Here is a 23,724-nt window from a genome sequence, read left to right on the forward strand (position 1 = left end):
ACGTGGTGGAGTTCCGCTTCAACGTCTAGTCGCCGGATTCATTGACCGCGCCGGGCCGCGTGCTTGCGGTAGATCTTTACCGCGGACGCGACGCGCGGGTGTGAGTCCTCAGCAAGCAGGTCTGCAATGAGAAGTCCACGCGCGACGTCGGCATCTGTCCCCTTCTTGATGAACCATAGCGGCGCGGTGATGGCAGACCGTCGTCGAAGTGGGTCGTCGGATCGCGCGAGGCCTTCGAGGATCGAGAACTCGATCGCCTCGCTCAGGATCGGCCATCCGAGTACTCGGGGTGCTGCTCGATCAACCATGTCCCATGTCGTGATGGCGTCGTGGTGGTCGAGGTACATAGTGGCGAGATCCTTACGCGCCTTGTCGGAAAGGCGCCGACGGGCACGAAAATCGAGGATGCAGAATGCAGCGAGGCGCGGCTCGTACGCAGGATGCGCGAGAAGTCTTTCGAGCTCTGCCGAGGGGATGTCGGCGGCGAGCATTGACGTCTCGAACAACGTGCCCATCCGGACGCCGATGACTGGTTCGTCGGTTGCGACTCGGGCTCGGATCCGCTCGGTCTCACGCGCATCCGACGCGTTCTGCAGTGCAGCGACCAGTTCGTCTGCAGTTCTCAGGAGACTCCCCATGGCCGGACCTTAGCAAAGTGCCGGGGTCGCGGTGGTAGCCCAGCGCGAGCGGCCGGCATCGTGCCGGAAAGTGGTGGAGTTCCGCTTCGACGTCTGACCGCGTTCCCGCTCGACGGGCGGAACCGTGCCCTGTGTCAGGAGGCCGTCGTTAGGCTCGGTGCGTGGTGTCGATACAGACCTTGAGCGATTCGGACCGACGAGCCCTGGCGCGCTGGGCACTGGCATGCGCCGAGCGCGTGCTCCCGCTGTTCGATGCCGATGCGGCGGCGCGGGACGAGATCCGGGACGCGATCGCCCGCACGCGCGCCTACAGCGCGGGGGAGAGCACGGCAGGCGAGGAGATCAGGAAGCGCCTCGTAGCGGTGAAGGCCGCGAAGGCGGCGACGTCTCCTGCCGGTGGTGCGGCCGCCAGGGCGGTCGGGCAGGCGGCAGCGGTCGCTCATATGGGTGCGCACGCCTTGGGGGCGGCCGCGTACGCGGTGAAGGCCGTGTCCCTCGCGCACCCGGGTCGGCCGGAGGCAGCGCGAGAAGAGATCCAGTGGCAGGTGGCGGACCTGACCGAGCGGGAACGAGAGGCGCTGCGACTGCTTCCACCACTCGGGACCGATCCGTCAGGTCCGCTCGGGGCCGGCCTCCTGTCGCGCGGGGTACTGGGATCGACCATCCGCCAGATCCAGACGCAGATCGCTGAGTCGGCGCAGCGGATCGACGGTCGCGCCCATGCGGAATCAGCGCGCGAGACCACCACCCCGGAGCAGCGCTGACGTTGCCGTCGCGCCGTGCCGGGCATACCTTCACCTGGCTCTGTGCGATGTCGGATCCCGGTGCGAGGATGGGCGCATGCCCGAGTCACCGGAGGTACAGGCGCTCGTCGAGTTCCTCGACGAGCGCATCGTCGGCCGCGCGATCGCCGCGCTGGACATCGCCGAGTTCCGTATCGTCAAGACACGCGACCGGCCGCTGGACACACTCGTCGGCGCAACGATCACCGGGATGCGCCGCTTCGGCAAGCATGTCGGCATCGAGACGTCGGCCGGCTGGCTGATGATCGGCTTCGGGCGCAACGGCTGGATCCGCTGGCAGTCCCCCGGGGAGCACGCCGCCCAGCAGCCGGTGCCCGAGGTCGCCCGGATCGCGCTCGATGACCGCGCGCTGATGCAGATCGTCGACACCGGTGACTTCCTCGCCGTCACGACCTCCGTCGTCGACGCGCCGACCGAGGTACCGGGCATCGCCGCCCTCGGGCCCGACCCGCTCTCCGCCGGTTTCTCCCGTGAGGATCTCGAGCGTGCGCTGGGCACACGCCGCAAGCAGATCAAAGCGCTGCTGCAGGAGCAGACATCCCTTGCAGGCATCGGCAACGCCTACTCCGACGAGATCCTGCATCGGGCGCGACTGCCGCTCGCGGTGCACGCCGCCACGCTCGACACGGATGCGAGGGAGCGCCTCTTCGGCGCCATCGTCGACGTGATGCGGGGCGCATCCGACGACCGTCGCGGTCTCGCGCCCGACCGTCTCAGGCCGGCGAAGGTCGAGGCGATGGCTGTGCACGGCCGCGGAGGGGAACCCTGCCCGGTGTGCAGTACGACGATCGTCGATCAGACCTTCTCGGGCGCATCCGCCCAGTCCTGCCCGCGCTGTCAAGCCGAGGATGATGTGGGCTGACCCGACCGCGACTCGACCAGCGCTGCGCGTCGATGACATGACGGCAGGCAGGTGCCGGTCGGGCGTAGTCTTCAGGTGTCTCACCGCAAGGAGGCGTCGACATGGCCGATCAGCAGCGCGACCCGGGGCACGAGCACATCCCCGGCCCGGGGGAATCCTCGATTCCCGAAATCGAAGCGGACGAGACGATCGCCCCACGCCCGGAGGAGGAGATCGCCGACATTCTTCGCGCGACCCCGGACGTCGCCGACCACAGTCGGCAGCGCACGGATCATCCGGATGCTTCCGGGCACTGAGGTCGCGGGGGTGCTCCGGCGGCTCCGGTAACATGAACAGTCCGTGCCGCGACCGCATGGCCGACGAAGATCATGACGGCCATACGAGAGGACTGAAGTAGTGACCGAGAGCAGCGTCTTCGACCCGGCGGACCGCGCCGTTCCCTACGTCGACGAAGGCGAAGGCCCCGTCGCGCTCGTGCTGATCCCGGAGGCCGGCACCGACCACGACGTGCTCGGCGTGGTGTCGCACTACCTCGCCGAAGAGGCGGGATTCCGCGTGCTGCGCATCGGTCACCGCCCGGGCGGTGCCGACCTCGCTCTCGCGGACCGTGCCGACGACGTCATCGCCGTCATGGATCACGTCGGTCTCTCCGACGCGTGGATCGGCGGCCACGGGTTCGGCGGCACCGTCGCGGGAGCGGTCGTCGCGCAGCACCACGAGCGGGCGAACGGCCTGCTGCTCCTCGGCGTCGAGGACGCTGAGATCGAGCTGGCGCCCGTACTGCCCGTGCTGATCGTCCAGGCGACCGCCGACGAGGTCACCCCGGCGGCGAACGCGGAGCGCCTGCAGGCGAAGGCACCCGAGCGGTCCAGCATCAAGATCGTGGACGGCGCGGATCATCTGTTCCCGGTCACGCATCCGGTCGAGACCGCCGTGATCATCGAGGAGTATCTCGACTGGGACTGACCTGACGTCGCTTCCCGAGGAGCCAGGGCGGCTCCGATCGGATCGGGCACGGAAGATCGGGCGGCGCGACGCGCATGCGACGAGCATGGATGTCGTAAGGAGGACCGCATGATCGGCACACTTAACGACCTGATCGATCGCATCGAGCAGACCCTCGACGGCGACCGTCCCGGTCAGGACGTCGACATCGCGGCGTTCGCCAGGGCGCACGGCACCACCGAGTATCACCTGCGGCGGATGTTCGCATCGCTGGCCGGGATGCCGGTGTCGGAGTACATCCGGCGTCGCCGGATGACCCGCGCCGCGGCTGAGCTCGTGGCCGGCGCCCCTCACCTGCTGACGGTCGCGGTGCGCTACGGCTACGGATCCGTCGAGGCGTTCGGGCGGGCGTTCCGTTCGGTGCATGACACAGCGCCGGCTCAGGTGCGCCGAGAAGGCGGTCCTCTCCGTACGCAGACCGCGCTCAGATTCCGTCTGAGCGTCGAAGGGAGGACCCCCATGGACGTCACGATCACCGACCGTCCCGCTTTCGCTCTCGTCGGCCACGCCGTCGAGGTGCCCCTCGTTCACGAGGGCGTCAATCCGCACATCCAGGCTCACATCGCAGCACTGCCCCCGGAAGCCCATGTCCGGCTCAAGGCGATAGGGAACACGGAGCCTGCGGGCATCCTGGCCGTCTCGGACGGCCTCGAACCGGATGCCGCGGAGGGCACGCCTCTGACCTATCTTCACGGCGTCGCGGTCTCGGAGGGCACTGATGTGCCCTCCGATCTGGACGAGATCCCCGTGCCGGCCGGCACCTGGGCCGTCTTCGCGTCCCGAGGAGCGTTCCCCGAAACGCTGCAGCGGCTGTGGGCCGCGACCGCGACCGAGTGGTTCCCGTCGAACCCGTGGCGGCTGCGCCCCGGGCCGTCGATCGTCCGCTACCTCGAGCTCACCGAGACCCACGCCGCCTGCGAATTGTGGCTGCCTGTCGAGCCGGGATGACCGGGAAGACGGTGCGGCGTGGACCTCACCCGTCCGGGGTGAATGCACGGCGCCGATCGGCCCGCGCGTCCTGCCCAGGCAGTACCGTTCGATTGGCCTGACGAATCGACGGCCTCCAACGAAAGGCGCATTCCCATGAACTTCTGGGCATCATTCTGGGACATCATCTGGTGGTTCATCCTCGTCTTCGCGTTCGTGTCGTACCTGTACGCACTGTTCGCGGTGATCGGGGACCTGTTCCGTGACCACAAGCTCAACGGCTGGTTCAAGGCCCTGTGGATCATCTTCCTGATCTTCGTGCCGTTCCTGACCGTGCTCGTCTACCTGATCGCCCGCGGCGGCAGCATGGCCGAGCGCTACGCCGCGCAGGCGGAAGCCGCCAAGGCCTCCACCGACGCGTACATCCAGCAGGTCGCGGGCCAGAGCCCGGCCGACGAGATCGCGAAGGCGAAGGAGCTCCTGGCCTCCGGCGCCGTCACCACCGAGGAGTTCGAGAGGATCAAGGCCAAGGCCCTGAGCTGATCCTCTCTCGCGTCACGACGTCGCCCCCGCACCGATGCATCGGTGCGGGGGCGACGTCGTTCGCTCCGCTGCGCGTCAGACCGGCTGCGGAAGGATCGTGAAGCTGACGGCTCCCTCACCGTCGACGGCGGCGTCCAGCACCTTGTCGGCGAGGGCGTCTGCTGCGGCGGTCTCGAGGAACACTCGCGTACCTGCGGCCTCGATGACCTGATCCGCAGGTTCGGGGGAGGGCACCACGTGAACGGCGAAGCGGGCCTCGCCGTTGGGACCGGGGGCCGGTGCGGACTCGATCCGCAGCCCGGCGTCCTGTCCGTTCTCCTGGCCGGCCACGATCGTGGTCACGACGGCGTTTGCATTGTCGGTGAGGGTGAGCACGCGGCTCTCCTTCCGTTCGCGGACACACACCCCGGACGGGGCATGTCCGGGCCACGATTCCGGACGGGGTTGATCGCATCAACCCCCTTGCGCCGACTCGGAGGGTTCTCCCACCTTCCGGCTTCAGGCCTGACCGAGTTCCTCGCGCAGCCGCGGCTCGGTGCGCCGCTCAGGGCGGACTCCCGACTTGTCGGCGTAGAACGTGCGGATCCGGTCCATGTCCGAGCGGACGTCTCCGGACAGAGCGAAGGTCGGCCCGAGTCCGGTCGTCATGGTCGTCCGGTCGACGAAGCCCAGCGTCACCGGCATCCCGGTCCGCATCGCGATGCGATAGAAGCCGCTCTTCCAGTACTCGTTGCCGCCACGGGTCCCGTCGGGTGTGATGACGAGAGCGAACACGTCCCCGGCATCCACGTCCGCGATGACGTCGGCGACGACGCGACCGGGGTCGTCGCGGTCGACGGGGATCCCGCCGAGCCGGCGCATGATCGGACGGCGCCAGCCGCGGAACAGGCTCTTCTTGCCCAGCCAGTGCACGTCGATCCCCAGCCGCCACGCGATGGCGAGCATGAGCACGAAGTCCCAGTTCGAGGTGTGCGGCGCACCGACGAGGATCGTGGGGCGGCTCGGCGCCTCTCCGCCCGTGAGCGTCCAGCGGCTGAACGTCCAGAAGACGCGGGCGAGAAGTCGGGTGAGCATCAGACCACCGTAGGCGACGGCGCATGCGTCTCAGGGCATGGAACGGCTCCGTCCTCGACCGCGATGCGCCAGCCGGGGCAGCGCCACCCACAGCACGAGTACGATCAGGCTGGCGGTGATCAGCACGATCAGCGCGGCCGTGTGCCCGAGGACGAAGTCGAAGATCAGCGTGGTCACTCCGGCGCTGAGCAGGCCGATCACGCACAGGTCGGCCTTCACGATCCGCGACGTGAAGCGCACCAGATCGGGTTTGCGGTGCATCCCGAACCAGGCGCGATGCAGTCCGACCGGAGTCAGGGAGAGGATCGTGGCGAGGGCCGCGAGACCGACGAGCACGAGGTAGAGCGCGCGCTGCAACTCATCCAGCTCCGTGAAGCGGGGCTGGAAAGCCACGGCGAGCAGGAAACCGGACAGCACCTGCGTGCCCGTCTGCATGACGCGAAGCTCCTGCATGAGCTCGTCCCAGTTGCGGTCGGCGCGTTCGTCGGCCGACTCGTCGCGGCCGTCGGTCTGGGCATCCTCGTCGCTCATACCGGCAGTCTCGATCCGGGACCGCCGGCTTGTCCAGGGGCTTGCGGCCGCCGATCGTCCGGGCCGCGCCTCCGTCCGTGCACGGGCGTAGCATGGAGGCATGAGCGATCCTCAGACCTCAGACGCGACGCCGGCGGCGAAGCCCCTCGTCGCGCCGGGCGGACTCGACCTCCTGGGCGATGCGGACGCCGGCTCCTGCAGTGGCGGTTTCTGCGCGCTGCCGACCGAGTGACGACGCGCCGCGGCATCCGTTCCGGACACCGCGGCGCTCAGGCGGTCAGTGACCGCCGTGGAAGCCCTCTCCCGCGTCGTCGGCCGGCTTGCGGACGAAGCCGGCGAGCACGACCGCCGCGAGGGAGATGATCGCGGCCAGCAGGAATGCCGTGCGGGCACCGGGTGCACCGGCCACCGCCTTCGACAGCCCTTCGCTCTCGCCCGCGTGCAGGATCGACGAGTACACGACCGTCATGACCGCGACTCCCGCCGCACCGGCGACCTGCTGGAGCGTGTTCAGCACCGCTGAGCCGTGCGAGTAGAACCGGCGCTCCAGCGAACCGAGGGACGCCGAGAACAGCGGGGTGAACGACATCGCGAGACCCACCGACATGACCGTCTGCACGAGCACGAGCATCCACCACGGCGTGTGCTCGCCGACGGTCGCGTAGAAGAACAGCGCACCCGAGACCATGATCGTTCCGGGGATCAGGAGCGTGCGCGTCCCGCGGGCGTCGTAGATGCGCCCCATGACCGGACCGAGCAGACCCATGAGAACCGAACCGGGCAGCAGGATGAGACCGGACTGCAGCGCATCGAGTCCGGCCACGTTCTGCAGGTACTGCGGCAGCAGCGTGAGCGTTCCGAACATGGACAGCGCGACGATCGACATGATGATGACGGCGATCGTGAAGTTGCGCGAGCGGAACACGCGCAGGTCGAGCAGGGCGTCGTCGATGCGCTGCAGCACGAGCTGACGCCACACGAACAGCGCCAACGCGATCGCACCGACGACCAGCGCGACGACACCGGTCGTCGCGGCGCCCGCGCCGTGGCCGCCGAACTGGCTGAGGCCGTACACGACGCCGCCGAAGCCGAACGCGGCGAGCGGGATCGACAGCACGTCGAGCGGGACCTTCTTCGTCTCGCCCAGGTTGGTCATCCACTTGGCGCCCATGGCCAGGGCCACGATGGCGATCGGCAGCACGATGCCGAACAGCCAGCGCCAGTTCAGAGCCTCGAGGACGGCGCCGGCGAGCGTCGGTCCGATCGCGGGGGCCAGCGAGATGACGAGACCGACGCGGCCCATCATGCGGCCGCGCGACTGCGGCGGCACGACGTTCATCATCGTGGTCATCAGCAGCGGCATCATGACACCGGTGCCGGCCGCCTGGATCACGCGACCCGCGAGCAGCACGGTGAAGCCGGGCGCGATGAGGCACACGAGCGTGCCCAGCGTGAACGCGCTCATCGCCGCGATGAACACCTGCCGGGTGGTGAACCGCTGCAGGATGAAACCGGTCGTCGGGATCACGACGGCCATCGTGAGCATGAACGCGCTCGTCAGCCACTGGCCGAGCTCGGGCGGCAGGCCCAGGTCCTCGTTGAGGTGCGGGATCGCGATGCCCATCGTCGTCTCGTTGAGGATCGCGACGAAGGCGGCCACCAGCAGCAGCCAGATGACCCGCATGTCCGAGCGGGCGATCATCGGCTCGGCCTTGGCGGTCGTGGGGATGGAACCGGTCGTGGTGGCCATGACGTCTCCTCAGGTCGGGGCGGGCGAACGGCCACCGGCGGAACCGACAGATACGGCATCCGCTCGAAGGCAAGCCTCAAGGATAACGGCAGCCTGTGACATCGCATTCCCGATCCGGGTGAATTCGTTCGGACGATTTCCCCTGCGGGCTAGGCTGATCGCATGAGCATGGGCGGCGGGCACGGCGGAGGAGGCCGCGGAGGCGGTCCGGGCTTCCGAGGCGTGGACGAGGCGGCGCAGAAGAGGCTGAACGCGGAAGCGCCCAGGATCGCCGGGCTCGGATCGCGGGTGATCGCGCTCTTCCGACCGTACGTCGGACGCATCGTCGTGACGGGGCTCCTCGTCATCGCCGGGGCGGCCATCGCCGTCATCCCGCCGCTGATCGTGCAGCGCATCTTCGACGACGCCCTGTTCCCCGTCGACGGCTCCCCTCCGGATCTGGGGCTGCTGGTCCGGCTCGTGGCGCTCATGGTGGGGCTGTTCCTGCTGTCCGCGGCGCTCGGCGTCGCCCAGACCTGGTTCACCTCGACCGTCGGCAACCGGGTCACCGGGGACCTGCGCGTGAAGCTGTTCGAGCACCTGCAGGAGATGGAGCTCGGGTTCTTCACACGCACCAAGACCGGGGTCATCCAGTCCCGACTGCAGAACGACGTCGGCGGCGTGTCCGGGGTGCTCACGAACACCGTCACGAGCATCCTCGGCAACGTGGTCACGGTGATCGCGTCGCTGGTCGCGATGATCCTCATCGACTGGCGCCTCACGCTCATCGCCGTGGTGATCATGCCGTTCCTCATCATCGTGCAGCGCCGGGTCGGGCAGGTGCGCGCCCGGATCGCCGGAGAGACGCAGGAGTCGCTGAGCGAGCTGACGAGCATCACGCAGGAGACCCTGAGCGTGTCGGGGATGCTGCTGTCGAAGGCCTTCAACCGGCAGCGCACCGAGTCCGAGCGGTACCAGGCCGAGAACCGCAACCAGGTGACGCTGCAGGTGCGCAGGGCGATGAGCGGTCAGGGATTCTTCGCTGTCGTCCAGGTCCTGATGTCCTCGGTGCCGGCGATCATCTACCTCGTCTCCGGGTACTTCATCGCCGGGGGCGTCGACGCGATCACCGCCGGCACGATCGTCGCGTTCACGACCGTGCAGGCGCGACTGCTCATGCCTCTCATGGGCCTCATGCGGGTGGCGCTGGACCTGCAGACCTCGGCGGCGCTGTTCGCGCGCATCTTCGAGTACCTGGACCTGGTCCCCGAGATCCGGGATGCTCCGGACGCCGTCGACGTCGCTCGAGCCCCGGGACCGCGGGGGCGCGTCGAGTTCCGCGACGTCGTGTTCCGGTATCCGGATGCCTCCGCCGACGTGCGTCCGACATTGCAGGGAGTGTCCTTCGTCGCCGAGCCCGGCCAGCACGTCGCGTTCGTCGGACCGTCGGGTGCCGGCAAGACGACCGTGCTGTATCTCGTTCCTCGCCTGTACGAGGCGGCATCGGGAGAGGTGCTGTTCGCCGGAGCGGATGTCCGTTCTCTCACGCAGGAGTCGATCATCGACGAGGTCGGGATCGTGTCCCAGGAGACCTATCTCTTCCATGCCACGATCCGCGAGAACCTGCGCTACGCCAAGCCCGATGCGACCCAGGAGGAGATCGAGGCCGCCTGCGCGGCGGCGAACATCCACCACATCATCAGCGGCTTCGAGCAGGGATACGACACGGTCGTCGGGGAGCGGGGGTACCGCCTGTCCGGCGGGGAGAAGCAGCGCATCGCGATCGCGCGCGTGCTGCTGAAGGATCCTCCCGTGCTGCTGCTGGACGAGGCGACCTCCGCGCTGGACACGGTGTCGGAGCGCGTCGTCCAGGAGGCGCTCGACGAGGCGGCGAAGGGACGGACCGTGCTGTCCATCGCCCATCGGCTGTCGACCGTGATCGGCGCGGACGTCATCCACGTCCTCGAGGCCGGCCGCATCGTCGAATCCGGGACGCACGCGCAACTGCTCGCGGCGGGTGGCCTCTACGCCGAGCTCGCGGCCCAGCAGGTCGCGGCGTCGCGCATCACCGGGATCGAGGAGGAGGCGCGATACTCCGGGGCCGTCGCCGCGGGCCTCGCGGCACGCCGGGCGGACCAGGCGCCCGAAGACTCGGCGGGGGAGGATGCCGTCGCCGCCCTCACCTCGCCGGTGCCGCTGCTCGAAGAGTCCGCGCCGGAAGAGCGGGTGACGCCGCCGGAGGCCTGACTCAGTCCGGCGGCCGCAGATCGGCGACCGAGCCGCCGGGGATGTACCGGGCGCTCAGCATCCTCACCACCGGCTCGGACCCCGCATCGCCCTGTGCTCCGAGCCTGGCCAGCATGAGGTCCGCGGCGGCCTCGGCGAGCGCATCGACGTCCTGCTCCATCGTGTCGAGGGCCGGGCGGGTCATCCGTGCGATCTGCGGCATGTCGAATCCGACGAACGACATGTCGCCGGGAACGCGAGCACCGGATTCGTTCAGCGCGGTCAGCGCCCCGACGCCCAGCAGGTTCATCGCGACGAACACTGCCGTGGGCCGCTCCTCGAGCAGGAGGAGACGCTGCATCGCCGAGCGTCCCGCCTCCACGCTCAGCGGAGAGCTGATGACGTACTCGTCGCGGGCAGGGATCCGACGCGCCTGCAACTGCATGCGGACGCCGGCCAGCCGCGCGACCAGGGTCGGGGTGTCGTCCCCGGCCAGATAGGCGATGCGCTCGTGTCCGTGGTCGATGAGATGCTGGATCGCGGTCGCCGCCGCCGTCTCATTGTCGATGACGACCGCATCCACGTCGAGTCCCGGTGCGCGCCAGTCCAGGGTCACGATCGGCGTCCCGCCTTCGGAGAGCTCCATCAGTCCCGGGACAGCGCGACGGGTGGGGATCGTGATGATGCCGTCGACCATCCGTCCGGAGAGGAAGCTCACCGCGTCTCCGCTTCCCGCGATGTCGGCGTGGTCGGCGCAGATCAGCACGCTCACGCCGTTGTGGCGCAGCCGACGTTCGAGTCCGGACAGGATTGAGAGGTAGAAGTCGCTCGTGAGGTCGGGCAGCAGGACGCCGACGGTCCGCGAACGGCCGGAGCGGAGATTCCGTGCCAGTTCGTTCGGGCGGTACCGCAGCCGTTTCGCCGCCTCTTCGATGGCGCGGGCGTTCTCCGGTCGGACGGTCCCGCCGTTGTAGTACTTCGAGATCGTCGCGAGCGACAGTCCCGTCGCGTGCTGAAGGTCCTTGTACGTCGCCATCGTGTCCTCTTCTCGGCAAACGAAACGTTACGCCACGGTTCGCGCTCGCCGTCCTTCCGACACGGCATTCCCACAGGGACGCCCGAAGAAAGGGACATCGGATGTTTTGGCTCAGGGGTTGACGTCTGGCGCGTGATTGCGCAAGATTGGCGGCGTATACATCCGATCTGACTCCGAGCCAGGTCGTCTCCCGTCCATTCTTCGATGAGGAAGGCCAGATGATGAAACGATACGCGAAGGGCACTCTCGCAGCCGTGGGAGTATCCGCATTGCTCGTGGGGTGCTCCGGCGGTGCATCCGGAAGCGGTCAGCAGGACGGCGTCACGACGCTGACCTTCTCGATGTGGGCCGGATCAGATGCCGAGAACGAGGCGCTGAAGACCCTCGTCGCTCTCGTCGAGGAGGAGAACCCGGACATCCGGCTCGAGCTCGAGACCGCACCCTTCAACGACTATTGGACGAAGCTCGCCGCGCAGGCGAGCGGTGGATCCGAAGCCTGCATCCTCGGGGTCCAGTCCCCGCGGACGACCAGCATCCAGGGACTGCTCCGGCCGCTGGACGACGCCTCTCTCGAGGCGGCCGGGATCGATCTCGCAGAGTTCGATCCCTCGATCGTCGAGGCGACGAGCGTGGGCGGCGAGCAGATGGCGGTTCCGTACGATCTGGGGCCGTTGATCGTCTTCTACAACGCCGACGCGTTCACGGCCGCCGGACTCGATGCTCCCGCGGCGGACTGGACGGTCGAGGATTTCACCGCGGCGGCCGCCGCGCTGTCCGGTGACGGCTCGTACGGCTACGCCATCAACCCCTCGCTGGACACCACGACCGCCTGGTCGTTGACGCTCGCGGGTGATCAGGGCGTCGCGGAGGACGGCACGCTCCAGATGGACAGTCCGGCGATGGTCGAGGCGGTCGAGTTCCTGCAGGGCCTGGTCGCGGAAGGGAGCTCTCCGCAGCTCCCCGCGACGAGCGACAGCTACAACGCGTTGAACTCGTTCGTCGCCGGCGATTCCGCCATGGCCGTCGACGGTCCCTGGCAACTGGCCTACGTCGCCGAGCAGGTCGGCTTCGAGTTCGGGGTGGCGACCATCCCTGCCGGGCCGGACGGGACGAGCACCCCGGTCGCCGGTTCGGGGTACGGCGTCAGCGCCTCCTGCGCGTATCCGGAGGAGGCGCTGCGTGCCATCGCGACACTGACCGGACCCGAGGCGCAGACCGCCCTCGCCGAGATGGGGCGCGCGTACCCCGCACGCGTCGCCGAGCAGCCCTCCTACTTCCACGGCGAGTTCGAGGTCGCCGAGGAGACGCTCTCGAGCGCGGGCGAGAGCGGACAGCCGTTGCGTTCGACGGCGAACTTCACACAGGTGAACACGCTGTTCAACCAGTACGCGGTGAGCGCACTGAACGGCGACCTCAGCGCGTCGGACTTCCTCGCCACGGTCCAGACGCAGACCGAGGCCGGCGCGAAGCAGTGACGACGGCTCGCACACGGAGGGAGCCGTCGACGACGGCGGCTCCCTCGCGCGCTTCGGCTCGTCGGGAGGCGCGAGCCGCGTGGGGCTTCCTCGCGCCCAGCGGCCTGGGCTTCCTGGCGTTCACGCTGGGACCCATCGTCGCCTCGATCGTGATCGCGTTCTTCGCCTGGCCCGTCGTCGGCGAGCGCTCGTTCACGGGGCTGGGGAACTTCATCACGATCCTCACCGCCGATCCGATGTTCTGGCGGACGGTCGGCAACACCCTGCTCTTCGTCGTCCTCTACGTCCCGCTGAACTTCGTGCTCGCGCTGGGACTGGCGATCTGGATCTCGCCGCGGATCCGCGGTCGTGGCCTCTACCGGATGCTCTTCTTCCTGCCGGCCGTGACTCCGATCGTCGCGAACGCGCTGGTGTGGCGCCTGCTCGTCCAGCCGAACGGCGTGTTCGCGGACATCGCCGGCTGGTTCGGAATCGAGGGGTTCAACCCGCTCGGGACCGAGACCGGAGCGATGACGGTGATCGTCGTGATGTCCCTGTGGCAGGGATTCGGATACAACATGCTCGTCTTCTCCGCGGGGCTCGACTCGATCCCCGAACAGCTGTACGAGGCCGCTTCGCTGGACGGGGCCGGCGCGTTCCGCCGATTCTGGAACATCACCCTCCCGATGCTGTCGCCGTCGATCTTCTTCGCGACGGTGATGACCCTCATCACCGCCTTCCAGGTCTTCGCCCAGCCCTATGTCCTCACGGGAGGCGGTCCCGGGATCTCCACCACCACGATGGTGATGTACCTGTATCAGCGCGGGTTCCAGCTCTTCGACCTGGGCGCGGCTTCGGCCGTCGCGACGATCCTGTTCGCGATCATCGCCGTCATCACGGCCGTCCAGTTCATCGGTCAACGCAAGTGGGTGCACTATGAGTGAGTCGACCATCGAGATCACCTCCACCAGAGCGGTGATCCAGCCGCCCCGCCGTCGCGAACGCTTCGTGTCGCGGCCGGCGTCGCCCCGGCAGCGCTCCGCCCGCGTGCGCGGCATCGTGTCGCAGACCCTGCTGACCGTGGTCCTCGTGGTGTTCCTGCTGCCCTTCGTCTGGATGATCGCGACCGCGCTCAAGCCCGGCAACGAGGTGTTCTCGTCCCCGCCGACGTTCTTCGGCTCCGAGATCCGATGGCAGAACTTCGCCGAGGCGTGGACCTACGTGCCCTTCGGACGGTTCATGATCAACGGCATCATCGTCTCGGTTCTCGGCACCATCCTGGTGTGCGTCACCAGCGTCCTGGCGGCGTACGCGTTCGCCCGTCTGCGGTTCCGCGGCCGATCGGGCATGTTCGCGCTCTACCTGGTCACGCTCCTGGTGCCTCAGGAGGTCGTGGTCATCCCCATGTTCATCCTGATGCAGGAGCTCGGGTGGCAGAACAGCTACCAGGCGCTGATCCTGCCCTGGGCGTTCACGGCCTTCGGGACGTTCCTGCTGCGGCAGTTCTTCCTGACCGTGCCGAGGGAGCTCGAGGAGGCGGCGATCATCGACGGCGCGAGCCGCTGGCGCACGCTGCTGTCGATCATCGTGCCGATCGCGCGTCCGGCCATCGCCGTGCTGGCGGTGTTCACCTTCATCAACTACTGGAACAGCTTCCTGTGGCCGCTGATCATCGTCTCCACCCAGGACATGGCCACGGTGCCGATCGGACTCAACAGCTTCCTGGGGCAGCAGGGAAACCAGTGGCAGCTGCTGATGGCGGCATCCACCATCTCCATGCTGCCGACGGCGCTCATCGTCATCCTTCTTCAGCGGCACCTCGTCCGAGGAATCGCGCTCTCCGGCCTCGGCGGCCGCTAACACGAAAGGACCACATGACCGACAAGACCTGGACCGACCTGGACCGTGACCTGCCCGACTGGTACGCGCGGGCGAAGTTCGGCATCTTCATCCACTGGGGCGCCTATTCGGTTCCTGCCTGGGCGGAGCCGATCGGAGCTCTGGGAGAGATCGAGGACAAGACCTGGTTCGCGCACAACCCCTACGCGGAGTGGTACCTGAACACGATCCGCATCGACGGCAGTCCTGCGCAGCAGCATCACCGGGACGTGCACGGCGATGCGCCGTACGACGACTTCCTCGACCGGTGGGGCGCGGAGCGCTTCGACCCGCAGGCCTGGGCCGACCTGTTCGCCGCCGCCGGTGCCGAGTACGTGGTCCCGACCACCAAGCACCACGACGGCATCACGCTCTGGGATGCACCGGGAACCGGCACCCGCAACACCGTGCACCGCGGTCCGCGGCGTGACCTCGTCGGGGACATCGCCGAAGCGGTGCGTGAGAAGGGGATCCGTTTCGGCGTCTACTACTCGGGCGGGCTGGACTGGTCGGTCACCGACTTCCCTCCGCACCGCTCCCATGACGAGGTCCATTCGCTGCGGCCCGTAGACGCGGCCTATCACGCCTACGCGGCCGCGCACGTGCGCGACTTGATCGATCGCTATCATCCCGACGTCCTCTGGAACGACATCGAATGGCCGGATGCCGGCAAGCATCGCGACGCCGGGGGGCTCCACGAGCTGTTCCGCGACTACTTCGCGGCGCATCCGGACGGCGTGGTCAACGACCGCTGGGGAGACACGTACTACGACGTGGCCACGACGGAATACTCCGCCATGAAGGAGAACGAGTCGAAGGAGGTCTGGGAGAACAACCGTGGACTGGGCTGGTCGTTCGGCTACAACCGCCTGGAGTCGCCGAAGGAGATCCTGGACGCCTCGCGCCTCGCCCGGCTCTGGGTCGACATCGTCTCGAAGGGCGGACGTCTGCTGCTGAACGTCGGTCCGACCGCCGAGGGCGACATCCCCGAGGAGCAGCGCCGCAGCCTGGAGGGGTTCGGAGCGTGGAAGCGTCCGCTGGCCGACCTCGCCGCCGGCACCGTCCGCGCGGACCTCGGGGACGTCGCGACGGATGACCCGTGGCGGCGCGACTGGATCACCGCGGACGAGCGGATCGTGTTCCTCGGAGAGGCGGGGGAGCACCGCGTCCGCGTCGACGGGTTCCGGCCCGAAGGCGCGCGAGTGCTGACGGGGAGCGCCGACGTCGAGCCCGGGGACGGCGATGTCGTCGTGCGGGTGCACGAGGTCGGCGAGGGACCGGTGGCCGTCGCGTTCGCTCGCGCCTGACGATGGTGCGGGTGCACTTGCGGAGGGAGTGCACTCGCACCACACCTCAGTGCGCCGACAGGCCGCCGTCCACGAACAGCGAGTGCCCGGTGACGTACGCAGATCCGGCGCCCGCCAGGAAGACGGCGGCCCCGGCGAAGTCGTCCGGCACGCCGTTGCGGCCGATCATCGTCCGGGCCGCGAGGGCGGCGATCTTGTCCGGGTCCTCCTGCAGTCGCGCGTTCAGCGGCGTCAGCACGAAGCCGGGGACGAGGGTGTTGCTCGTCACGCCGGTGCCGCCCCACGCCTCCGCCTCGGAGCGCATGAGGGATTCGATCGCGCCCTTCGAGGCGCCGTAGATCCCGCTTCCCACGAACGCGCGATGGGCCTGTTGCGAACTGATGTGAATCAGGCGTCCGTAGCCGCGCGATGCCATGCCCTGTGCATAGCGCTGGCCGAGCAGGAACGGCGCGAGCGCGTTCACGGTCATCGTCGCGTCCCAGTCGTCTTCCGTGATCTCTGGATACGGCGGACGGATGTTGACGCCGGCGGAGTTCACCAGGATGTCGGGTTCGCCGAAGGGTTCGGCCGCAGCGTCCGCGACGGCATGGATGCCGGCGCGGGTGCTGAGGTCGCCGATGACGCCGGCGGCGCGGCATCCGGCATCGGTCAGTGTGCGCACCGTCTGCTCCACGCGTTCCTGACCGCGCGCGACGATCACAGTCGCGGCGCCCGCGCGGGCGAGGGCGGTGGCGATGCCGCGGCCGATGCCGGAGCTGCCGCCGGTCACGACGGCGGTCCGGCCGTCGAGCGAGAAGAGGGAGCCGAGGAAGTCGTTCATGTGTCTCCTGACACGCGGGCGCGCTCGGGGCGTCACCAGCTGAGCGCGGCCGCGAGGGTGGGGTCTGGGTGGGCGTCGGCGAACTCGGGGAGTGCGTGCAGCTCGTCGACGAAGGCGGTGACCGCCGCGGCGTATGCGGGATCGGGATGGCTGCCGGCGATCTCCTGGAGCGGCGGCACGTCCATGGCGAGGATGAGGTCGAGTCTAGCCGTCACGGCCGCGTGCGCCCCGGCATCCTGCAGCACCCGGATTCCGCCGCGCAGGGCCGCCAGGTAGTCGCGGAGCACGGGCAGCTGGGCCTTCCCCTGCGTGATCGACGAACCGTCGGCACGCAGCCGCCAGCGCACGACGACGTCGGGGATGACGTCGAAGGCGTGCGCCGTGGTGTACATCCGCTGGGCGACGATCTGGTCCTCGTACGCGACATCGGTGGGGAAGCGCAGGTCTCCCCAGAGATCCGATCGGCTGATCTTCGACCACGCGACGATGTTGGCCGAGGCTTTCGGATGTTCGAAGATCGTGGTGCCCCGGCGTTCGGGGGCCGTGGCTGCGGCCACCCAGGGCTGCACACGCCCGGGTACGTACGTGCCCTCCCGATGGCGGGAGCGCACATAGGCGGCCGCGACGAAGTCGCTGCCGGTCTCCGCCAGTGTTCCGGTGAGTCGCGCGAGCGCAGACGGCGTGAGTTCGTCGTCTCCGTCCAGGAAGCCGACGAACTCGGTGTCGACGCGGTCGAGTCCGGCGTTGCGGGCGGCGCCGAGTCCGATCGAGCGGTCGTGACGAATGACGTCGAAGCGCGGATCGGATGCCGCCGCTTCCGCGAAGACCTCGCCGGTGCCGTCCCGCGACCCGTCATCGATGAGCAGCGCACGCCATCGGGGCTCGCTCTGCGCACGCAGGGAGTCGAGGGCGGCCGGGACGTAGGCGGCGATGTCGCGACCGGGGACGATGAGCGTGACGATCGGGGCAGGCACGTGCCGAGTCTATGGCGCGTCGCGGCCGGCAGGCCCCGCGGCTGTGTCTGTGGAGGTGATCCGAATGGTGGCGCGGCGTTGCGAGCAGTCAAGGACCGGCGACCGCGCGCACCGACTCGGCGACGAGCGCTGCGAGCCGCGCGGGGGCGTCGGCAGGCAGTGGTGTGCGACCGAACGTGAAACGCACGGAGGTCTGCGCGACCCCGGGCGGGATGCCGCACGCGATCAGGACGTGCGATGGCTCGTCGCTGCCCGCAGCGCAGGCGGATCCGCTGGATGAGACGACACCGCGGCGCTCCAACTCGAGCAGCACGGACTCGCCGCTGACGCCTTCGAACGTGAAGCTCGCCGTGCCGGGAAGTCGATTCTCGGCGTCGCCCGTGAGCGTGGCCTGCGGGACGTTCACGAGCACATCGGCGATGAACGCGCGCGTGCGCTCGCCGACCGCCGTGGCCACGGCCTCCCGTTCCTCATCGGCGAGTTCCAGGGCCGTGGCGAGAGCCACGGCCCCGGCGACGTTCTCGGTGCCGGAGCGGCGCCCCCGCTCCTGTCCGCCGCCGTGGATCAGCGGCTCCACCGGGATCCGTCCGCGAACGATCAGAGCCCCGATGCCCTTCGGGGCGCCGAGCTTGTGGCCGGCGATCGAGATCGCGTCCGCCGCGAGAGCCTTCAGCGGCAACCATCCCGCTGACTGCACGGCGTCGACGTGCAGCACGGCACCGGCGGACTGGACGACGTCCGCGAGCGTCGCGACGTCCTGGATCGTCCCGATCTCGTTGTTCGCGTGCCCGAGGGTGACCAGGGCGGTGTCCTCGCGGATCGCCGCGGCCAGTGCCTCTGCACCGAGGCGACCGGCGGCGTCCACGGCGGCCGTCGAGACCGCCACGTCATGGAAGCGCTTCAGGTACGCGGCCGACTCGAGGATCGATTCGTGTTCGATCGGCGAGACGACGAGGTGCCGGCGGTCCGACCCGAGGACGACGCCCTTGACGGCCAGATTGTTCGCCTCCGTGCCGCCGGACGTGAAGATCACATCGCCGGAGCGCATCCCGACGATGCGGGCGATGCGCGCGCGGGCGTCCTCGAGTGCGCTCGCCGCCGCCTCGCCGACCGTGTGGTGGCTGGACGGATTGCCGAAGACGCCGGTGAGGTACGGGCGCATCGCTTCGAGGACTTCGGGGCGCACGGGCGACGTGGCGGCGTGGTCGAGGTAGAGCACGGGTCAGCCGATCCGCAGGTCGAGCCCCAGGTCGAGAGCGCGCGCCGAGTGCGTCAGCGCGCCGACGGAGATCACGTCGACTCCCGTCTCCGCGATCGCGCGCACCGTGTCGAGGCTCACTCCGCCGGATGCCTCGGCGGTCGCCCGCCCCGCCAGGAGCTCGACGCCCGCCCGCAGATCGTCGAGCGAGAAGTTGTCGAGCAGCACGGTGTCGGCGCCGCCGGCGAGGACATCCGGGATCTGGTCGAGACGGTCCACCTCGACGACCACGTGCGTCGTGTGCGGCAGCCGCGTCAGGGCCTCGCGCAGGGCGGTGGCGAGGTCGGCGCCCGAGCGCGTCAGGACCGCGAGATGGTTGTCCTTGGCCATCACGGCATCCGACAGGGAGAAGCGGTGATTGCTGCCGCCGCCCGAGACGACGGCATGCCGCTCGAACGCGCGCAGACCGGGTGTGGTCTTGCGCGTGTCCGCGATGCGGACACCCGTGCCCGCCACCGCGTCGACGTAGGCCGCCGTCAGCGTCGCGATCCCGCTCATGCGCTGGACGAAGTTGAGGGCGACGCGTTCGGCCGTGAGCAGGCTCCGTGCCGGTCCGGATGCCGAGGCCAGCACATCACCGGGCCCGAACGCGTCGCCGTCGCCGACATGCAGATCGACGGTGACCGCGGGGTCCGTCAGGGTGAAGGCGGCCGCGAACACGTCTCCACCGCTGAACACGCCCCTCTCCCGGGCCACGAGGTCGGCGGTCGCGGTCGCGCCGGCGGGGAGCAGCGCCGTGCTCGTCAAATCGCCCCAGGGAGCGTCCTCCTCGAGAGCGGCGCCCACGACGCGGGTCAGGGTGGATGCGGTGATCATCGGACTCCGATCAGGGAACGTTCGCGGAAATGAGCGCCGATCGACTCGGTGCGCTCGGCGGCGGCGGATGCCGTGGCGGCGGCGAGCAGGAGCAGGTTCGCGTCCTCGTGCTCGGCCACGGATGCCGGGACGACCGCCTCGGTCTGCCAGGCCCGGATCGTGGCGACCGCATCGGCGAGCCCCTCGTCCGTGCGAAGGAGGCCGACGTTCTCCCACATGAGCCGCTGAAGCGCTGCGCGGGAGAGCCCCGGTGTGCCGTCCTCGTGACCTCCGTCGTTCGTTGAGCGAGCGGAGCGAGTCGAAACGCGTTCGTGCGGGGAGGGCGTTTCGACTCGGTCGGCTGCGCCGTCCTCGCTCGACGAGCGGATGAGAGCTGCGCCGTCGTCGCTCGACGAGCGATGGAAAGCGGCGCCGTCTTCTTTCGACGGGCCGGCAGCGGCGACTGCCGCACGGGCTCCGAACACCGCGCCCTCGAGGAGCGAGTTCGACGCCAGACGATTCGCGCCGTGCACGCCGGTGCGTGCGACCTCGCCGGCCGCGAACAGCCCGGGCACGCTCGTGCGTCCGTCGAGATCCGTGACGATTCCGCCCATGAGGTAGTGCGCGGCCGGAGTGACCGGAATCGCCTGACTCGCCCAGTCGAATCCGCGCTCCCGCGTCACACGGTCGATGGTCGGGAAGCGCTCGGCCAGTCGCTCCGCGCCGAGAGCGGTGGCGTCCAGGCGCACCGGGGCGCCCTGACGCGCAGCCTGCCGGGCGATCGCGCGGGCCACCACGTCGCGGGGCGCGAGTTCGCCGTCCGGATGCTCGTCGAAGCAGAACCGCCGGCCGTCCTCGTCGATCAGCGTCGCCCCCTCGCCGCGGACCGCCTCCGAGATGAGGAACGGGGTGCCTGCGGCGAGGATCGTCGGGTGGAACTGCACGAACTCCAGATCCGCGATCGCGGCGCCGGCGCGTATCGCGGCGGCGATGCCGTCTCCGGTCGCGCCCTTCGGATTCGTCGTGTGCGCGAAGAGCTGCCCGGCCCCGCCGGTCGCGAGGATCACGGCGTCCGCGTGCCGGTCGACGAGCGCGCCGTTGAGGAGGACCCGCACCCCGCGCACGGACGACCCGTCCGTCAGCAGGTCGACGAGGAACGCGCCCTCGACGACCTCGACGGCCGCCGCTCGGACCGCGGTCGTGAGAGCCCTGGTGATCTCGGCCCCGGTCGCATCGCCGCCGGCATGGACGATCCGCGCCGCGCTGTGGGCCGCCTCGCGACCGAGCAGCAGCTCGCCGGACGGCGAACGGTCGAAGGCCACGCCGCGGGCGATCAGCTCGGCGATGCGGGCCGCGCCCGCGGAGACGAGGACGTCGACGGCCGCCGGGTCGCTGAGACCGGCTCCCGCGTTCAGGGTGTCCTCCGCATGCGCGGCGGGGGAGTCGCCCGCCCGGTACACCCCCGCGACGCCGCCCTGGGCGTGCGGTGTCGAGCCGTCGCCGAATGCGCCCTTGGTGAAGACGGTCACCTCGGCACCGGCGTCCCGGGCATGCAGCGCGGCGGTGAGCCCGGCGATGCCGGAGCCGATGACGGCGATCCTCATCGCCGGCTCGATCCGACGCCGTCGCGCTCGGCGTAGGGCGAAGGAGCGGGCTTCGCCGCCAGCATCCGCTCAAGCGCGACGCGGGCGGGATCCGCGACGTCGTCCGTCACCTGGATGCGGTTGACGACGCGTCCCGCGACGAGTTCCTCGAGCACCCAGGCGAGGTAGCCGGGGTGGATCCGGTACATGGTCGAGCACGGACAGACGACCGGGTCGAGGCAGAAGATCTCGTGCTGCGGATACTGCGCCGCCAGACGCCGCACCAGGTTGATCTCCGTGCCGATCGCGAACGTCGTCGGCTCCGACGCGGCGTCGATCGCCCGGCGGATGTAGTCGGTGGACCCGGCCTCGTCCGCGGCATCCACCACCTCCATCGGGCACTCCGGGTGCACGATGACGCGCACGCCCGGGTGCTCGGCGCGCGCCTGATCGATCTGGGCGACCGTGAACCGGCGGTGCACCGAGCAGAACCCGTGCCACAGGATGACCTGCGCGTCCACGAGTTCGGCGGCGGAGGAACCGCCCAGCGGCCGACGCGGATTCCACATCGGCATCCGGTCGAGCGGTACGCCCATGGACTTGGCGGTGTTGCGGCCGAGATGCTGGTCGGGGAAGAACAGCACCCGGCGGCCGCGCTGGAACGCCCACTCCAGTACGGTGGCGGCGTTCGACGACGTGCAGACGATCCCGCCATGACGGCCGACGAAGCCCTTGATGGCGGCGGAGGAGTTCATGTACGTGACAGGGACGACCGGCACGCGACCCTCTTCGTCCGCCGCGTCCAGGTCGCCGAGCACCTCGGCGAGCTGCCCCCAGCACTCCTCGACCTGGTCGATGTCCGCCATGTCGGCCATGGAGCAGCCTGCGGCGAGGTTCGGCAGGATCACGCTCTGGTCCGCTCCGGAGAGCAGATCGGCGGTCTCGGCCATGAAGTGCACGCCGCAGAACACGATGGCCTCGGCATCCGGACGCTGCTTGGCGGCGGTCGCGAGCTGGAACGAGTCGCCCACGTGGTCGGCGTGCTTCACGACCTCCTCGCGCTGATAGAAGTGCCCCAGGACCACGACGCGGTCACCGAGCTCGTGCTTGGCGGCGACGATGCGCGCGTCCAGCTCGTCCTCGCTCGCCTCGCGGTACTCGGCGGGCAGCTCGCCCTGGCGCGGCGCACCGGTGGGGATGACGTCGCCCATGGACGATCCGGGACCGTATCCCGGACGCGCGTCGAAGTCCCACGGGCCGGCGGCCAGGTCCGTGCTGCACGTGGCCTCGGTGCTCGATCCGTCGACGATCGCCTGGATGGCGTGGTCGACCGAGGCGTCGGTGCGGACGGCGGGGGCGGAGACGAAGGTGGTGCTCATCGGGTGCTCGTTTCGTCGAGGGAGGTGCGGGTCGGGTGGGTCAACGGGCGGGAGGGAGGGGATCGGATGCCGGGGCCGGCGATGCCCGCCCGGCGCCGAGCGGGCCGCGGTCGGCGAGCTCGACGTCGGTGTTGTAGCGGTACAGCCGGGCCGGTCGATGGCTGCCGGTGCGGAAGGCGTCCGTGGGGACGAGGGTGCCCGTGGCCTCGACCTGGCGTCGGAAGTTCGCCGGGTCCAGACGCCGTCCGAGGATCGCCTCGTACGCCTCGCGGAGGTCCGAGAGCGTGAACGTCGGCGGCAGGAACCCATGCGCGACGCGGCTGTAGCCGACCTTGTTGCGCAGTCGCCACAGCGCGTACTCGACGATCTGATTGTGGTCGAAGGCCAGCTCCGGAAGAGCGTCGGCATCGAACCAGCGCACGTTCTCCGGCGCGTTGCCGGCCGCGACATGGGCGGCGCTCTGCGCGTCGACCTCGTCCTGACGAAGCAGCGCCCAGTAGACGATCGACACGACCCGGCTGGGGGAGCGGTCGACATCTCCGAACGCGTACAGCTGCTCGAGGTAGCTCGGCGCGAGTCCGGTGGTCTCCGCGAGTGTGCGGGCCGCGGCCTGCTCCAGACCCTCGCGCTCGTCGAGCCATCCGCCGGGCAGCGCCCACTGGCCCTGGTGGGGGTCCCTCGTGCGCAGCACGAGCGGCAGCGACAGGACGGGGGAGCCCTCGTCGCCGCGGCGCAACGTCAGGATCACTGTCGACACCGCGACGCGGATCTCCGACTCCTGACTTCTGGTCATCATGACTCTAACCTCCGCCCTCGATCTTAGTGTCAAGGTGACCAGAAGCTCAAGCGGGTGACGACTTGTGACGCTGTCGACGCCGGCCCGCGGCCGGGATGCGACGTGG

The 23,724-nt window shown here is 69.4% G+C and carries 25 protein-coding genes; 12 read left to right on the forward strand and 13 right to left on the reverse strand.

Annotation, left to right across the window (positions count from 1 at the left end; genetic code table 11):
• Positions 1–38: 38 nt before the first annotated feature.
• The gene (locus KYX17_RS01320) at positions 39–638 is read right to left on the reverse strand and encodes a DNA alkylation repair protein (protein WP_243224738.1); all 600 of its coding nucleotides are present in this window, start codon (positions 636–638) and stop codon (positions 39–41) included.
• 161 nt (positions 639–799) lie between these two features.
• On the opposite strand from KYX17_RS01320, the gene KYX17_RS01325 reads away from it, so the two are divergent.
• From KYX17_RS01325 to KYX17_RS01350, 6 genes are all read left to right on the forward strand, one after another.
• Positions 800–1,402: a putative immunity protein gene (locus tag KYX17_RS01325; protein ID WP_243224739.1), complete on the forward strand. Its 603-nt coding sequence runs from the start codon at positions 800–802 to the stop codon at positions 1,400–1,402.
• Between the two features lie 76 nt (positions 1,403–1,478).
• Positions 1,479–2,303, forward strand: coding sequence for a DNA-formamidopyrimidine glycosylase family protein (locus KYX17_RS01330; protein ID WP_243224740.1), 825 nt, complete (start codon positions 1,479–1,481; stop codon positions 2,301–2,303).
• 101 nt (positions 2,304–2,404) lie between these two features.
• On the forward strand, positions 2,405–2,599 hold the full coding sequence (locus KYX17_RS01335) for a hypothetical protein (RefSeq protein WP_243224741.1): 195 nt from the start codon (positions 2,405–2,407) through the stop codon (positions 2,597–2,599).
• A gap of 100 nt (positions 2,600–2,699) precedes the next feature.
• Positions 2,700–3,269 (forward strand): alpha/beta fold hydrolase, encoded by a 570-nt coding sequence (locus KYX17_RS01340; RefSeq protein WP_243224742.1) that lies wholly within the window; start codon positions 2,700–2,702, stop codon positions 3,267–3,269.
• A gap of 108 nt (positions 3,270–3,377) precedes the next feature.
• Positions 3,378–4,256, forward strand: coding sequence for an AraC family transcriptional regulator (locus KYX17_RS01345; RefSeq protein ID WP_243224743.1), 879 nt, complete (start codon positions 3,378–3,380; stop codon positions 4,254–4,256).
• A 135-nt stretch (positions 4,257–4,391) separates the two neighbouring features.
• On the forward strand, positions 4,392–4,778 hold the full coding sequence (locus KYX17_RS01350) for an SHOCT domain-containing protein (protein WP_243224744.1): 387 nt from the start codon (positions 4,392–4,394) through the stop codon (positions 4,776–4,778).
• Positions 4,779–4,853: 75 nt separating this feature from the next.
• Here KYX17_RS01350 and KYX17_RS01355 read toward each other — a convergent pair whose 3' ends face one another.
• From KYX17_RS01355 to KYX17_RS01365, 3 genes are all read right to left on the reverse strand, one after another.
• Positions 4,854–5,153, reverse strand: coding sequence for a Fe-S cluster assembly protein HesB (locus KYX17_RS01355; protein ID WP_243224745.1), 300 nt, complete (start codon positions 5,151–5,153; stop codon positions 4,854–4,856).
• Positions 5,154–5,276: 123 nt separating this feature from the next.
• Positions 5,277–5,852: a 1-acyl-sn-glycerol-3-phosphate acyltransferase gene (locus KYX17_RS01360; RefSeq protein WP_243224746.1), complete on the reverse strand. Its 576-nt coding sequence runs from the start codon at positions 5,850–5,852 to the stop codon at positions 5,277–5,279.
• A 30-nt stretch (positions 5,853–5,882) separates the two neighbouring features.
• Entirely contained in the window at positions 5,883–6,383 is a 501-nt protein-coding gene (locus tag KYX17_RS01365; protein WP_243224747.1) for a DUF6328 family protein, read from the reverse strand.
• Between the two features lie 100 nt (positions 6,384–6,483).
• Here KYX17_RS01365 and KYX17_RS31960 point away from each other — a divergent pair, with 100 nt between their 5' ends.
• Positions 6,484–6,615, forward strand: a complete 132-nt coding sequence (locus KYX17_RS31960) for a hypothetical protein (RefSeq protein ID WP_283818066.1) — start codon at positions 6,484–6,486, stop codon at positions 6,613–6,615.
• 45 nt (positions 6,616–6,660) lie between these two features.
• Here KYX17_RS31960 and KYX17_RS01370 read toward each other — a convergent pair whose 3' ends face one another.
• Complete coding sequence (locus tag KYX17_RS01370; RefSeq protein WP_374208915.1) at positions 6,661–8,133, reverse strand: DHA2 family efflux MFS transporter permease subunit; 1,473 nt, start codon at positions 8,131–8,133, stop codon at positions 6,661–6,663.
• A gap of 168 nt (positions 8,134–8,301) precedes the next feature.
• On the opposite strand from KYX17_RS01370, the gene KYX17_RS01375 reads away from it, so the two are divergent.
• On the forward strand, positions 8,302–10,359 hold the full coding sequence (locus tag KYX17_RS01375; protein ID WP_243226150.1) for an ABC transporter ATP-binding protein: 2,058 nt from the start codon (positions 8,302–8,304) through the stop codon (positions 10,357–10,359).
• 1 nt (position 10,360) lies between these two features.
• On the opposite strand, the gene KYX17_RS01380 is transcribed toward KYX17_RS01375, so the two are convergent.
• Positions 10,361–11,374, reverse strand: coding sequence for a LacI family DNA-binding transcriptional regulator (locus KYX17_RS01380; protein WP_243224748.1), 1,014 nt, complete (start codon positions 11,372–11,374; stop codon positions 10,361–10,363).
• 218 nt (positions 11,375–11,592) lie between these two features.
• On the opposite strand from KYX17_RS01380, the gene KYX17_RS01385 reads away from it, so the two are divergent.
• Genes KYX17_RS01385 through KYX17_RS01400 form a run of 4 tightly spaced genes read left to right on the forward strand, consistent with a single transcriptional unit; the run spans position 11,593 to position 16,013 of the window.
• Positions 11,593–12,849 carry a sugar ABC transporter substrate-binding protein gene (locus tag KYX17_RS01385; RefSeq protein ID WP_243224749.1) on the forward strand — a complete coding sequence of 419 codons (1,257 nt, stop codon included), beginning with the start codon at positions 11,593–11,595 and terminating at the stop codon, positions 12,847–12,849.
• The gene (locus KYX17_RS01390) at positions 12,846–13,772 is read left to right on the forward strand and encodes a carbohydrate ABC transporter permease (protein ID WP_243224750.1); all 927 of its coding nucleotides are present in this window, start codon (positions 12,846–12,848) and stop codon (positions 13,770–13,772) included. Before KYX17_RS01385 ends, KYX17_RS01390 begins: the two co-directional genes overlap by 4 nt.
• Positions 13,765–14,688, forward strand: coding sequence for a carbohydrate ABC transporter permease (locus KYX17_RS01395; protein ID WP_243224751.1), 924 nt, complete (start codon positions 13,765–13,767; stop codon positions 14,686–14,688). The genes KYX17_RS01390 and KYX17_RS01395 overlap by 8 nt, the downstream gene beginning before the upstream one ends.
• A gap of 14 nt (positions 14,689–14,702) precedes the next feature.
• Entirely contained in the window at positions 14,703–16,013 is a 1,311-nt protein-coding gene (locus tag KYX17_RS01400; protein ID WP_243224752.1) for an alpha-L-fucosidase, read from the forward strand.
• A gap of 46 nt (positions 16,014–16,059) precedes the next feature.
• Here KYX17_RS01400 and KYX17_RS01405 read toward each other — a convergent pair whose 3' ends face one another.
• The 7 genes from KYX17_RS01405 to KYX17_RS01435 form a co-directional block, all read right to left on the reverse strand.
• Entirely contained in the window at positions 16,060–16,833 is a 774-nt protein-coding gene (locus tag KYX17_RS01405; protein WP_243224753.1) for an SDR family NAD(P)-dependent oxidoreductase, read from the reverse strand.
• A 32-nt stretch (positions 16,834–16,865) separates the two neighbouring features.
• Complete coding sequence (locus tag KYX17_RS01410) at positions 16,866–17,807, reverse strand: glycosyltransferase family 2 protein (RefSeq protein ID WP_243224754.1); 942 nt, start codon at positions 17,805–17,807, stop codon at positions 16,866–16,868.
• Between the two features lie 88 nt (positions 17,808–17,895).
• On the reverse strand, positions 17,896–19,026 hold the full coding sequence (locus KYX17_RS01415) for a cysteine desulfurase family protein (protein ID WP_243224755.1): 1,131 nt from the start codon (positions 19,024–19,026) through the stop codon (positions 17,896–17,898).
• A gap of 3 nt (positions 19,027–19,029) precedes the next feature.
• A complete protein-coding gene (gene nadC / locus KYX17_RS01420) occupies positions 19,030–19,881 on the reverse strand; it encodes a carboxylating nicotinate-nucleotide diphosphorylase (RefSeq protein ID WP_243224756.1) in 852 nt (283 codons plus the stop codon).
• Complete coding sequence (gene nadB / locus KYX17_RS01425; protein ID WP_243224757.1) at positions 19,878–21,464, reverse strand: L-aspartate oxidase; 1,587 nt, start codon at positions 21,462–21,464, stop codon at positions 19,878–19,880. The genes nadC and nadB overlap by 4 nt, the downstream gene beginning before the upstream one ends.
• Positions 21,461–22,822: a quinolinate synthase NadA gene (nadA, locus tag KYX17_RS01430; protein ID WP_243224758.1), complete on the reverse strand. Its 1,362-nt coding sequence runs from the start codon at positions 22,820–22,822 to the stop codon at positions 21,461–21,463. Before nadA ends, nadB begins: the two co-directional genes overlap by 4 nt.
• A gap of 40 nt (positions 22,823–22,862) precedes the next feature.
• Positions 22,863–23,618: an NUDIX domain-containing protein gene (locus KYX17_RS01435; RefSeq protein ID WP_374208916.1), complete on the reverse strand. Its 756-nt coding sequence runs from the start codon at positions 23,616–23,618 to the stop codon at positions 22,863–22,865.
• Positions 23,619–23,724: the final 106 nt, after the last annotated feature.

This window comes from Microbacterium sp. CIAB417, from assembly GCF_022788845.1.